This is a genomic window from Formosa sp. A9 (genome assembly GCF_051200825.1).
In the GTDB taxonomy this organism is placed as follows: Bacteria; Bacteroidota; Bacteroidia; order Flavobacteriales; family Flavobacteriaceae; genus Formosa.
On record NZ_CP195158.1, the window covers coordinates 1,149,175 to 1,162,683 of the forward strand.

General features: G+C 36.1%; 9 protein-coding genes. 8 read left to right on the top strand and 1 reads right to left on the bottom strand.

The features are described 5' to 3' along the window. Positions 1–13 precede the first annotated feature (13 nt). From ACR9EA_RS05005 to ACR9EA_RS05030, 6 genes are all read left to right on the top strand, one after another. A complete protein-coding gene (locus ACR9EA_RS05005) occupies positions 14–841 on the top strand; it encodes an amidohydrolase family protein (protein ID WP_435138359.1) in 828 nt (275 codons plus the stop codon). 2 nt (positions 842–843) lie between these two features. Continuing rightward, entirely contained in the window at positions 844–1,629 is a 786-nt protein-coding gene (locus tag ACR9EA_RS05010) for an SDR family oxidoreductase (protein WP_435138361.1), read from the top strand. Between the two features lie 13 nt (positions 1,630–1,642). After that, positions 1,643–2,950 carry an L-fucose:H+ symporter permease gene (gene fucP / locus ACR9EA_RS05015; protein WP_435138363.1) on the top strand — a complete coding sequence of 436 codons (1,308 nt, stop codon included), beginning with the start codon at positions 1,643–1,645 and terminating at the stop codon, positions 2,948–2,950. 717 nt (positions 2,951–3,667) lie between these two features. Next, positions 3,668–4,186, top strand: a complete 519-nt coding sequence (locus ACR9EA_RS05020) for a hypothetical protein (protein WP_435138365.1) — start codon at positions 3,668–3,670, stop codon at positions 4,184–4,186. Positions 4,187–4,681: 495 nt separating this feature from the next. Continuing rightward, entirely contained in the window at positions 4,682–7,837 is a 3,156-nt protein-coding gene (locus ACR9EA_RS05025) for a T9SS type A sorting domain-containing protein (protein ID WP_435138367.1), read from the top strand. Between the two features lie 97 nt (positions 7,838–7,934). Further along, positions 7,935–9,398 (top strand): tetratricopeptide repeat protein, encoded by a 1,464-nt coding sequence (locus ACR9EA_RS05030; protein ID WP_435138369.1) that lies wholly within the window; start codon positions 7,935–7,937, stop codon positions 9,396–9,398. 266 nt (positions 9,399–9,664) lie between these two features. Here the strand turns inward: ACR9EA_RS05030 and ACR9EA_RS05035 are convergent, their stop codons facing one another. Next, positions 9,665–9,883, bottom strand: a complete 219-nt coding sequence (locus ACR9EA_RS05035) for a HipA N-terminal domain-containing protein (RefSeq protein WP_435139814.1) — start codon at positions 9,881–9,883, stop codon at positions 9,665–9,667. Between the two features lie 581 nt (positions 9,884–10,464). On the opposite strand from ACR9EA_RS05035, the gene ACR9EA_RS05040 reads away from it, so the two are divergent. After that, on the top strand, positions 10,465–12,048 hold the full coding sequence (locus ACR9EA_RS05040; protein WP_435138371.1) for a type I restriction-modification system subunit M: 1,584 nt from the start codon (positions 10,465–10,467) through the stop codon (positions 12,046–12,048). Further along, complete coding sequence (locus ACR9EA_RS05045) at positions 12,041–13,507, top strand: restriction endonuclease subunit S (RefSeq protein ID WP_435138373.1); 1,467 nt, start codon at positions 12,041–12,043, stop codon at positions 13,505–13,507. Before ACR9EA_RS05040 ends, ACR9EA_RS05045 begins: the two co-directional genes overlap by 8 nt. Positions 13,508–13,509: the final 2 nt, after the last annotated feature.

Sequence of the window (13,509 nt, forward strand, 5' to 3'; positions counted from 1 at the left end):
CGTTTTTAGAATTATGAGAATTGATAGCCATCAGCATTTTTGGATTTATAATAAAGCACAACACGATTGGATAGACGATGCAATGTCTGTTATACGGCGAGATTTTTTACCCGAAGATCTTCAACCGATTTATGCATCAGAAGGAATTGATGGTTGTGTTGCGGTTCAGGCAGATCAAACGCTTCAAGAAACCGATTTTTTGCTGCAACTGGCAGAAAAGCATAAGTTCATTAAAGGCGTTGTTGGTTGGATCGATTTGAGAGCTGATGATCTGGAAACTCAGTTATCTAAATATGAAGGAAAAGACAAATTAAAAGGTTTTCGCCATGTTGTTCAAGGCGAGCCAGATCATAATTTCTTATTGCGTCCTGACTTTTTAAAGGGGATTTCCCTCCTGGAAAAACATAATTACACTTACGATATTTTGGTGTTTCCACACCAGCTTGGTGCTGTTCTAGAGTTTGTAAAACGCTTTCCAAATCAGAAATTCGTAATTGATCATTTGGCCAAACCGTATATTAAAGATGGTTTTTTTGATGGCTGGGCAACATTAATTCGGGAAATAGGAAAACATAAAAACGTATTCTGTAAACTGTCTGGAATGGTTACCGAAGCCGATTACAATACTTGGGCAGCAGAACAAATTCACCCGTATATGGATGTGGTTTTAGAGGCTTTTGGTGCTGACCGTGTATTATACGGCTCCGACTGGCCCGTGTGTCTTGTCGCGGGAAATTATTCAGAAATAAAAAACTTAGCAACTAATTATATTGCAAAACTAACACCTGTAGAACAAGCCCAAATTATGGGTGAAAATGCGGTGCAATTTTATAATCTTTAACTATGGATTTAAATTTAAAAGATAAAGTAGTCGTGGTAACCGGAGCTGCTGGTATTGAAGGCAGTATAGGGAAAACTATAGTAGATGCTTTGGCTGATGAAGGCGCTATTCCTGTGCTTGTTTGTAGAAACGATCGCGGATTTACGTACGAGAAACAGTTGCAGGATAGAGGTATTGATTCTGTGTTTTATAAAACCGACATGTCCGATCCTGCTCAGGTAGAAGCCACGGCAAAAAAGATAGGCGAGAAATATGGTCGGGTAGATGCGCTTATTAATAATGTAGGCGTAAATGATGGTGCAGGTCTGGATGCTTCTGTAGAAGACTTTATGAAGTCTATAAAGCTTAACTTAACAAGCTTTTTTGCGATGACCAAGTTTTGCCTGCCATATCTTAAAAAAGTAAAAGGAAATATTTTAAATATCGGGTCTAAAGTAAGTTTAACTGGGCAAGGAGGAACGTCGGGCTATGCTGCTTCTAAAGGCGGTGTACTTGGTTTAACCAGAGAATGGGCGGTAGATTTATTGGATTTTGATATTAGAGTTAACGCTATTATTATTGCCGAAAGTTGGACACCAGCTTACGATGCGTGGATACAAACTTTACCAGATGGTAAAGCGCGATTAGAAGCCATTGTAAATAAAATTCCGTTAGAGCATAGAATGACAACACCTCAAGAAATTGCAGACACTTGTTTGTTTACCATTTCGGAAAAAGCTTCGCATACTACAGGACAGTTTTTGTTTGTAGACGGAGGCTATTCTCATCTAGATCGTGCAATTTCATAAATAAAAAACACTAATGAACCAACTAACTAATTCACCTAAAGTAGTCGATAAAAAAATAATTGTTCCTTTTATATTAGTCACCTCACTATTCGCACTATGGGGATTTGCCAATGCAGTAACAGATCCTATGGTGCAAGCTTTTAAGAAAGTATTAGAATTGTCGAATTCGCAGGCAGCGTGGGTGCAAATGGCATTTTATGGCGGCTATTTTTGTATGGCTTTACCCGCAGCATTATTTATTATGCGGTTTTCGTACAAAGTAGGCATATTAATAGGTTTAGCTCTGTATGCCATTGGGGCATTACTGTTTTACCCTGCTGCGATAACAGAACAATTCTGGTTTTTTTGTTTGGGTTTATACATTTTAACGTTTGGTCTGGCATTTTTAGAAACCGCTGCAAATCCATACATATTGGCTATGGGAGATCGCAGAACGGCAACTCAGCGTTTAAATCTTGCTCAGGCTTTTAATCCTGTTGGGAATATTTTAGGATTATTTGTGGCCCAACAATTTGTACTTAAAAATTTACAATCTGATGATATTGCAGATTTTTCAAATTTAGATGAAGCTTCAAAAATTTTAATCAGAACTTCAGATTTAATGGTAATCCGAGATCCCTATGTGATTTTAGGCTTGGTATTAATTGGAGTTTTCGTGTTGTTTTTAGTGAATAAAATGCCACAGTCTAAAGATGAAGGAGCCAAGCCTAGTGTAGCAACAACTTTCAAAATTCTAGGTAAGAACAGGAAGTACGTTTTAGGCGTAATTGCACAAATATTTTATGTAGGTGCCCAAATAATGTGCTGGACCTATATTTATCAATATGCAGAAGCTTTAGGGATAGATGGTGTAACAGCAGGTTATTATCAAATGGCTGCTTTTGTGTTTTTCGTTGTCGGAAGAGCAATAGGCACTTATTTATTAAAATTTTTAAGTTCAGGTAAGCTGTTAATGTACTTTGCAATTTTAGCAGCTATATTTACTCTAGCCACCATGTACATGACTGGAACCTTAGGTTTATATTGTTTAGTAGGTATTTCGTTTTTTATGTCGTTAATGTTTCCGACCATTTACGGAATAGCTTTAGGCGATTTAAGCGAAGAAGAATCTAAAATTGGATCGGCAGGTTTAATTATGGCTATAGTTGGAGGAGCTTTATTACCAAAGTTACAAGGTAATATTATCGATATTGGCGGACATGGTGTTGCCGACACTAAAATATTGGGGGTAACAGAAATTAATTTTTCATTTGTGTTACCGCTATTGTGTTTTGCCTACATTGCTTGGTATGGCTATCATATTTTTAACAAGCATGAGTAGTAGGTTTTTTGAAGAATTAAGAACAATAACTTTATGGAAGTTATAGAAAATTAAGCAGTTCTAATTTGGGAAGCTTACAAAGGGGCATGTGGCCCTTTTTGAACATAATGTTTTTGCTGGTCTATCATTGGTGGATTTAATATGAAATTTCGATAGTTAGTTTAATTTTTAATGGAATAATATGGTGAGATTTTGTGTTGTGTTACTAGTTTTGATGTTCTTTTAAGTAGTTGTAATAATGATGATTCTCCGCCAGATTGCGGTTGTGATTCTGAGCCTTGGACTACAGTTAAGGATGTTGTGGGAACTTTGTCATATAAGATTCAAATAGATCTTCTAGACGATTTTTATTACGATAAATTTGTACTGGGAATTACATTTTCTGATTGTGGAAATTGTAGCCAAGGGTTTGTCGTGTGTAATGAAAAGATGCTCGAGGATTATAAATATCTTATTAGAAAAGAAGGCGTTACAGGAGAGAGGGGTACCTGTCAAGTTTTCTGGAAGTGTGCATGACGTGTGCATGACGCGTGCCAGGGATATACAGCTCCTGCAGGTGTGTCAATAAATAGAATAGCATTAACTTCAATAGAGAAACAATGAGAAAAATATTTTAGAATTAGGAATTCAATTATATTTTCTACATCATTTTAGACTGAAGTTGCGGGGCACTTAAATTTATCTTGTATGTTCGCAATAAAATATTAATTAAAGGTTATGGCTGAGATTTATAAGTTAACCAACTCATCTAAATGGAAATATTTTTATAAAATTCTTCTAGTAACGTTTTTATTTCATGCTTTTGGAGGTATTGTTTTATTATTTTATAAAAATGTAAAAGAAATTGATTTATTTCTTAAAGTACTTTTAATGATATTACTTGGTTGGTTTGTGTTATTTGCTCTTCCTACTTTTTTATTATATTTTAATCATAAAAAAAGGAGTAAAGACGTGATTTTAAATCAAAATAAAGGATTATTTACTTATGTAGATAGTAGTAAAGTTTCTGAATTTAAATTAGCGGAAATCGAAAAAATAGAATTGTATTTATCTCCTCCTTCATATGATAATAGATTAGATATTATGTATTTTGGAATATATAATTATACAGTTTTCTATATCAAAAATGGAGATGTAATTGATATTTCATGTCTTGTTTTTGATCAAACAGAGGAAGTCTTTTCAGAAAAATTAATAGGAAGGAAAAAGAAATCATTTCCTGTTATGAAAAAATAAGGTGTAAATTGATTGTTCATTAATTAGAATTCGACATTAATTTATCTACTCTTTTCAAGAGTATAAATATTAATATCAAGCACTGTAAGATGTAAAGCATAACAATAAGACCAGAATTAAGGTTAGTAATAAAATCTTAACTTAACACGACCGCTCAACGAGCGGTTTTCTTTTAGGTAAGACTTTAGTTTCTTTCTAGCAGAGAAAGAAGAACAGTTTAAAAAGTTGAACTGCCCAGGGTATTTTTGTAGGGTATTTATAGTAAACGGCATTTTAAAATAGTTGTCCATTGGCTGGGCCATATAATTCGATTGGCATTCTTTTAATAAGGCAGCAGGTGATTTTTTAAAATCCTGAATTCCTCTAGTATTCCACTTTTCATAACACAGATTTAATCTTCAATTTTTAATATGTCAACACCATTGTCAACACCTAAATCCGCTTTGTAACTGCTTAAAATACTATGTTTACCAACACCAACAAATTATTTATGCTATGAAATTTACAACTAAATTTATTTATGGATTACTGGTTTTAATTGGGCTGCCATTAGCAAGTGTAGCACAAAGTAACCTTAAAAGTGAAAGCGGCTATCAAGCTTCAAAAACTAGCGGAGCAATGTCATCGTTAATGAAATGGCGCACCTTAAAAACTCAAAAAGGAAGTGCACCTGTAATTAATCCACAACAAAAAGTGTTACGTCAATTAGGGATTAATCCTGCAAATGAACGTTCCTCCACCGATAAAGATTATGAATTTTACGCAGGAGAGGCTTACAAAGGTAACAATCTTCCTTATGCGGCGATTACCGATAGTTCAGGTAATACATATGTTACTGGCGGAAGTTCCAATGAAAATCAACCTTCAGGAGACTTTTTTACTCTAAAGATTGGGGTTAATGGGGAAACTTTGTGGGAAAAACGAGAACAGGCCGAAATGTATGCCGTAGAATATGGAATGCAGATGGCTTTTGACAACATGGGTAATATTATAGTTTCAGGTCTTAAGTGGAATGGAAACGATATGGATATTCGTGTTATCAAATATTCAGTAGATGGTGATAAGCTTTGGGAGAGTACTTTCAACAATGGTGCTGAAGGCATGGAAATACCAAATGCTCTGACAACCGGAACAGATGGAAGTATTTATGTAACAGGTATTACCTGGTCGGGGAGTTCGGTAGATTATTTAACCATTAAATTTAATAGTAGCGGCTCAAAAGAATGGCATCGTACAGAAAATCCTAATGGTGGCGAAACTTGGAATGAGTCAACAGCTATTACTGTAGATACCAACAATAATGTTTTAGTTACAGGATTCAGTCCGAATACTGATGGATGGCTTAACTACCACACTATAAAATATGATGGGCATGGAGCAAAACTTTGGGAACATGGGTTTAATTATCAAAATACAGATCCCAACAATACATCTGCTGTAACTAACTCCACCCCTTATGCGATAATTACCGATGATGACGATAATGTGTATATTACTGGAACTTTTGATACGTTCCTAAATCGCATTGGAACAGTAAAATATAATGAATCTGGAGAATTACAATGGACTAAAACCTATAAAAATAGCACAGATGAAACCAATGGCTGGAAAATAGCAATTAATGATAACACAGTTTATGTTGAAGGGAGTCATTCTGGAGGGTTTTTAGACGATGGAACAGTACTAATATCTTATAATACGGATGGAACACAAAACTGGGTTCAGGAAACCAATGATTTGATTCAAACGTCTAATGGAACACTTGCTTTTGATGCGGAAGGTAGTATTATTATATCGGCTAGCGGAATGACCCAAGGTGAAGAAGAATGGTTACAAGATGTTGCTGCTCGCGCATATAAATACGCTCCAGAAGGTAATTTATTGGGCCAGTCAGCTTTTATCATATCTACCACTTATGGCACAGCTAGTATGGGTAATATGGCAGGAACAGGGTTGGATTCTGAGGGAAATGTGTACTTCTCTGTCAATTCTTACTATACGGAAAAAGGTAATGTTTTTGAAACCGTTAAATCGACGTTTGGCAGCACCAGTCCATCAATTAAATGGAGTGCCCAATATGCTAATCTAGGATCGCCTGCAGCAACTATGCTTAATACATTTGCTGATGGTAAAGGAAATACATTTTCTACTGGAACTTACAACGATTATGATAATGAAATACTTAATAATAACTACTATGTTGTAAAACACGATGCCGAAGGTAGCGTTGCATGGGAGGTCGTATTTAATGCCGAAAATGGTAACCCAGCCGAAGGCATTATTGGGCGAGCAGATGCCGAAGGGAATGTATACCTGTGTCTATTGCCTGGTTATGAAGTTTATCCACCATCATTAAAAATAATAAAGTCATCACCAGAAGGTAAGCAACTTTGGGCAACTAAAACAGAACTTTATAGCCCAGCAGTTTATGTTATGGAACCTCAAGCAGATGGTTCAGTTTACATTGGAGGAACTGCCTACGAGAACGAAGCTAGTCAGTCAGCTTCTTTCCTTGGTGTAAAGTTTAATGCAGACGGAACTGAGGCGTGGAAAACTTATATGCCGGGTATTGCGGGTAATAATATCGTTCAAGTAAATGCCGGAAAAGTAGATAGCAAGGGCCAACTGATACTTACAGGAAAACATGGTAGTGGAAACTTTATGGCACAAGAAGCAAACCTAACAGTAATACAATTTAATGCAGATGGATCGGCAGGATGGATTGCCCCAGTAGTTGTTGAAGGTGAAACGTCTTCAGGAACAGATTTGTATCTTGATCCTGATGGTAGTATTTATGTTAACGGATTTACACAAAATAATACTACTTACAATCAAGATATTTTAATAGCAAAAATAAATGCCGCAGGAGAGGAGGTATGGTCTACTATTTTTGGTGATGCAGAAAAAACAGAACGCTCTTATACGGTTAAGCCTTTCAGTAATGGCGATATTGGCATAGTGGGATATAGTCTTGCTGTTAGTGGAGAAATACATAATGTACTATTAAAATATAATTCTAGTGGTAGTTTATTGTGGGATTATACATCAGAAAGTATGCGTTATTACAATGACTTTTACATAGACGGATCGGATGTGTGCTACATAATGAATCAGGTAATTGTAGATCCTTTTCCGCACAGATTGTCAGAATCTAATTTTCCAATAGCTTCACTTATAACTGTAAATGAGAATGGTGAAAATATAGATGAAGCATTTTTTATTGGTCCTGAATATTCAGAATTTATAGGTAAAAAATTGGTTCCACACAGCGATGATAGACTGTTACTGGCTGGAAGTGTAAGAAATCAAGCTTTTTTTGAAGGTAGCTATTTTTTTGAAACACAGAAAGACGGTTCATTAGGTATTCCTGAGGAATTAAATCCAGATGTATCACATAATTCATTAGGTCAGAATTTCCCGAATCCAGCGCATGAATTTACAGTAATACCTTTTACCCTTGTTCATGGAGGTAAAGCTGTTATAAAACTTTATAGTAGTCAGGGCAGACTAATAAAGATAATTGCAGCAGATGATTATGCTCCGGGTAGTAACACAGTTGAATTTAATACCAAAGGCTTAGCACCTGGTATATATTTTTATCAGATAAACTCCAACGGCTATAAACAGGCTAGGAAATTGGTTAAAAAGTAAATTTTAAAAACACCTCGGATACTATATCTGAGGTGTTTTGTTAAGTCATTTAGCTTTAAAAAATTAAATTTGGACATTTTTTAAACGTATAGACGGTATGATAAGAGGCATTTTTAAAATATTTTTTCTGTTTGGTATAGTACTCGTTTCAGGATGTACTAATAATACTGCCTCAAAAAAAGCCTCAACTCCAGATAGCTCGGTAGATTTTACTAATCTTGGTAATGAGCAATGGCGCATGGGTAATTACCAGAATGCACTAAACTATTTTACTAAATCTTATAATAAGGTAAAAGCTTCTGGTAATGAAGTAGAGATAGCTACATTACTTAATAATCTTGGATTGGTACATTGGCGTCTCGAAAATAATACAGAAGCCATGGAGTGCTATGAAGAATCCGCCATTTTAGCCCAAAAAAATGGAATGATTAGGCTTCTGGGGCTTACCCATACCAACCGGGCATTGATCCTAAAAGAACAACGTAATTTTAAGGCCGCTTTTGATCAAAACAATGAGGCGATTAGACTATTTAAGGAAATCGAAGAGCCGCATGATCTGGCCATAGCGTATAATAATCAGGGACAGATATACCGATTTTCCGAAGCATTCGATATGGCTTTAAAATACTATCTTCTGTCCTTAGAAGAATGCGAAAAAATAAACTATACCGAAGGCATGGCTACTGCGTATCAAAACCTAAGTACCATTTATGCCAAACAAGGTAACAAAAACAAAGCCCTATTAGCAGCACACAAATGTTTAAATCTTAGCTATAAGGTTAATAGTAAAGTGCGGGTAAGTGAAGGTTTACGCGAACTCTCAAATAATTACGACCAGTTTAATGTTCCAGATTCTGCGTTATATTATTTTAAGAAGCACTATCATGTGGAGAAGGAAATCATGGAAGCCAATCAGAGTAATTTGTTATCTCAATATCAGGCGAATCTTGGTTTTGAGGTTAAAAAGCTAAGAATTAAGAATCTTCAGATTGAAAAGGAAATGGCTAATAACCGTATTCTTCTTCTTATTTTTAGCATTATATCTATATTGCTTATTTCAGGATTTTTTATTTACAGATATCTGTCCAATATCAAATTCAGAAAGAAACAACTTGAACTGCGACTACAAAATTCATTGCAACTTATACAGGTAAAAGAAGAAGAACTTAAGACCTACATTGTAGATCTTGCTCATAAAAATAAGGTCATTAATAAGCTACAGGAACCATCAAAAAAAAATACTCCTAATACAGATTATGATGTACATGAATTGTTAGAAGAAAAGATATTTACAAATGATGGTTGGGATAAATTCAAGACACGTTTTAGAGCCATTTATCCTGATTTTTTTAGTAGAATTAATGACAGTGCAATTCCCGTAACTGAGGCAGAAATCAGGCTTTTGGTTCTTATGCGCCTTCAGCTAAATAGTACTGATATGGCAAGCATTTTGGGTATTTCTCCTCAAAGTGTAAGAGCTTGTAAAATGAGATTGAAGAAAAAGCTAAAGCCTAATGGTTATAAAAATGTAGAACAATATCTACATTACATCATATCATAAGTTTAGATTTCACCTTACAGAAACTGTACAAATAAGAAATTAAAAAACCCCGTAAATCCTGAGATTACGGGGTTTAGTGCGGAGAAAGAGGGACAGTTGAAAATGTCCAATTTCCCGTATTTAACAGGCTTTTTTCTTCGTTAAATTTATTGGTGACACCGAATTAGCCACCTTTTAACTAAAAATTAACAAAACTGACAAGTTTTGTATGTCTTAGATTACAAATATTGTCAAATGGATTGAAATTTTATTATCTACTTTTCGGATTATGGATTTGAAGAATCATATATTCTTATGAGTATTACAATTTGAAATTTAATTCTAATTTTATGAGCGATGCCTAGCAGCCAACCTTCAGGAATTAGTTCATCGAAGAAAGGAAATAGGTATTCCAAACTAAATGGTTCTTCCTGTAAAGGCAAAGACAAACTTACAGCCAATACGTTTTGATTTTGTAGGTATGCATTTTCATCCTCTGTTAATATTCCGGCCTAGCTTCTATTTACCCAGATTTCTCCTTGTCTTATCGCTTATAGGTTTTGGTGTTTAATGTGTGTCCAAAAAATAACAGAACCTGATTTACTTTATTGGTCATTACATTTGGTTTTCTCTGTTCGAGTTCGCGTACAAAACGTAAGCCTACACCAATGAAGTCAGATAACTCTACTTACGTTAGGTTTTCTTTTTTACGTCTATCCCTTACAAATTGGGCAATGGGTTTTCTCTATCCCATACCATATTGTTATACCTTTATGGGTATAATAAAGTAGATAGTTTTATTGATTATACCTGAAAGGGTGTATTGAGGTTTCTGTTTCTTAATTGTTGAGGTTAGATCCATTGGGCTCCAAAGCAGTGTAAACTGTGAGTAACAAAATGAGTAAGTTCTAAATTAGCAATTGTTCAAAACAAGTCTATCCCATTTCCTCGTTTTACTAAATTAAAAACACATTTTAGCTATCTATTGTTCATAACAATTCGTTTATTTTATAGAAAACCATAATGAAGTATAATATGGAATCCCTATTTTTAAGAATTGTTAAAATTAAATTCACATTCCATATAAATGGCTAAAACAGCTAAAGCAAAAAACAACACCAAAAATCAAAAATCTATAGAGGAAGCCCTTTGGGATTCTGCCAATAAATTAAGAGGAACCGTAGAAAGTTCGGAGTACAAACACGTGGTACTCGGACTTATTTTTTTGAAGTTCGCCAGTGATAAATTTGAAGACCGAAGGCAGGAACTTATAGCAGAAGGTAAAGAAGAATACTTGGAGATGGAGGCCTTTTATGCCATGAAAAACGTGTTTTTCCTGCCCGAAGACAGTCGCTGGTCGTATGTTATTGGGCGTGCGAAACAAGACGATATTGCACTAATTGTAGATACGGCTTTACACACCATAGAAAAAAATAACAAGTCTTTAAAAGGCGCTTTGCCAGATAACTACTTTTCAAGGTTGAATCTGGATCCAAGTAAGTTAGCTGCTTTATTAGATACCATCAATAATATCGATACGACAAGCGATGAAGAAGAAGATGTGGTAGGCCGTATTTACGAATACTTTTTAGGGCGTTTTGCCGCTGCCGAAGGAAAGGGTGGTGGTGAATTTTACACCCCAAAATGTATTGTTAACCTGATTGCTGAAATGTTGGAACCTTACAAAGGGAAAATATACGATCCCGCCTGTGGTTCTGGGGGGATGTTTGTACAAAGTATCCAGTTTGTAAAAAGTCACCAGGGCAATACCAAGGACATTTCTATATACGGACAGGAATACACTGCCGTAACCTATAAACTGGCCAAGATGAACCTCGCCATTCGTGGTATTTCTGCCAATTTGGGCGACGTGCCTGCCAATACCTTTTTTAAAGATCAGCATCCAGATTTAAAGGCCGATTACATCATGGCCAATCCACCGTTTAACCAAAGCCAATGGCGCGAGAAGAACGAGTTGGAAGACGATCCGCGTTGGAAAGGCTATCTGGCGCCACCCACAGGCAATGCCAACTATGGGTGGATTTTGCACATGTTAAGCAAACTCTCCGAAACAGGAACTGCTGGCTTTGTATTGGCGAATGGGTCTATGAGTAGTAATACCTCGGGCGAAGGCGATATTAGAAAACAATTGGTAGAAAACGATTTGGTGGACTGTATGATTGCCTTACCGGGGCAGTTGTTTTACACCACACAAATTCCCGTGTGTTTATGGTTTATGACCAAAAATAAAAGTGAAGATCCCGAACATGGTTACAGAAACCGTAAGGGCGAAACCCTGTTTATCGATGCCCGAAATATGGGCACAATGATAGACCGTACCCAAAAGGAACTGACCAAAGACGATATTGAAGCCATTGCCAAAACCTACCACGCTTGGCGGTCTGAGTCAGACGGGCAGGCAAAAGAAAAATACGGTGAATATACCGATGAAGCAGGTTACAGTAAAGCCGCCACTTTAGACGATATACAGAAAAACGATTATGTGTTGACGCCTGGGCGTTATGTTGGTGTTGCCGAAGAAGAGGATGATGGCATCCTGTTTGAGGATAAAATGACCGACTTAAACACCACCCTAAAACAACAAATGGCAGAAGCTGAAAGCTTAGATGCCGCCATTCGTGAAAATTTAAAGTTGTTGGGGTATGAGTAAGGAGTGGAAGGAGGTTGTCTTAAGTGATGTTGCAACTATTGATACCGGGTTTCCTTTTAAAAGCAAATTTTATGAGGAACAAGGAAATCTTCGAGTTATAAGAGGTAAAAATGTTACCGAAGGGAATTGTAGATGGGGGACAGATGCAAAATTTTGGAATCATTCTTTAGATAAATTAGGAAAGTACAAAGTCCAATTAAGTGACATAGTGATAGGAATGGATGGCTCTAAAATCGGGAAAAATAGAGCCCTTGTAAAATCGGGTGATTTACCCGCAATCCTAGCTCAACGAGTTTGTAGAGTGAGAGCAAATTCTAAGAGTGAGCAAAAGTATTTGTGGCAGATTATCAATTCAAATGGATTTGAGAATTATATTGATCTAATAAAAACAGGTACTTCGATACCTCATATTAGTTTAGGGCAAGTTGGTAAATTCTCTTTCAAAATCCCACCTCTCCCAGAACAAAAAGCAATAGCCCACATTTTAGGGACGTTGGATGATAAAATAGAGCTCAACCGCAAAACCAACGCAACCTTGGAAGCCATGGCGCAAGCCCTGTTTAAAAGTTGGTTTGTAGATTTCGATCCTGTGTTGGACAATGCACTTGCCGCAGGAAATATCATTCCAGAAGCATTGCAAGCCAAAGCGGCGAAAAGAAAGGCTGTTTTAGACCGTCATTCCGCACGCGATGCGGAATCTGCTAGTATAGAGAACGGAACTCCTTTGCTCTATACCAATCCCAAATTAGCCGCTTTGTTTCCCTCAACTTTTGTGTTTAACGAGATTTTGGAGAAGTGGATTCCTGAGGGGTGGGAGGTGAAGAAGATTAAGGATGTAGGGAATGTGATAACAGGAAAAACTCCTTCGTCTAAAACTCCAGAACACTTTGGAGATGTTTATCCGTTTGTAACACCAACTGATTTTAAAAATTATTTTAAAATCGTTATTGATTCTCAAAGAAAATTATCTTCCCTTGGTTTTGAAAATAATAGGAAAAGGGTGCTTCCTAAAGATTCAGTTTTAGTTACTTGTATTGGTTCTGATATGGGAAAAGTAGTGATGAATAAAGTTGAGTGTATGACAAACCAACAAATAAACTCAGTTGTACCAAAAGATGACGGTGTTTCAGGGCAATATTTGTATCACTTTTTTAATTGGAATTATGAATTATTGAGGACATTAGCTTTTGGAGGTTCAACAATGCCAATTTTAAATAAAAGCGAGTTTGAGGGTATTGATATTCTAGTGCCAGATAGATTGGTAGCTTCTGAGGTTAGTAGAAATTTTAGAGAAAGTGATGAAAAAGTACTTTTCAATTTAAAACAAACCGAAGTATTAACGAAACTTAGAGATAATTTGTTGCCGCAGTTGATAAGTGGAAAGGTGAGGGTGCCAGGGGAAGCGATAGTGAAGGTAGAGATGCTAGAGGATATGAAGGATAGTATGGATTTTTTATAAAC

Excerpts from the sequence above, each read along its gene's own strand:
- ACR9EA_RS05045 (WP_435138373.1), top strand. The coding sequence starts at position 12,041 with ATGAGTAAGGAGTGGAAGGAGGTTGTCTTAAGTGATGTTGCAACTATT.
- ACR9EA_RS05025 (WP_435138367.1), top strand. The coding sequence starts at position 4,682 with ATGAAATTTACAACTAAATTTATTTATGGATTACTGGTTTTAATTGGG.
- ACR9EA_RS05020 (WP_435138365.1), top strand. The coding sequence starts at position 3,668 with ATGGCTGAGATTTATAAGTTAACCAACTCATCTAAATGGAAATATTTT.
- fucP (WP_435138363.1), top strand. The coding sequence starts at position 1,643 with ATGAACCAACTAACTAATTCACCTAAAGTAGTCGATAAAAAAATAATT.
- ACR9EA_RS05030 (WP_435138369.1), top strand. The coding sequence starts at position 7,935 with ATGATAAGAGGCATTTTTAAAATATTTTTTCTGTTTGGTATAGTACTC.
- ACR9EA_RS05005 (WP_435138359.1), top strand. The coding sequence starts at position 14 with ATGAGAATTGATAGCCATCAGCATTTTTGGATTTATAATAAAGCACAA.
- ACR9EA_RS05010 (WP_435138361.1), top strand. The coding sequence starts at position 844 with ATGGATTTAAATTTAAAAGATAAAGTAGTCGTGGTAACCGGAGCTGCT.
- ACR9EA_RS05040 (WP_435138371.1), top strand. The coding sequence starts at position 10,465 with ATGGCTAAAACAGCTAAAGCAAAAAACAACACCAAAAATCAAAAATCT.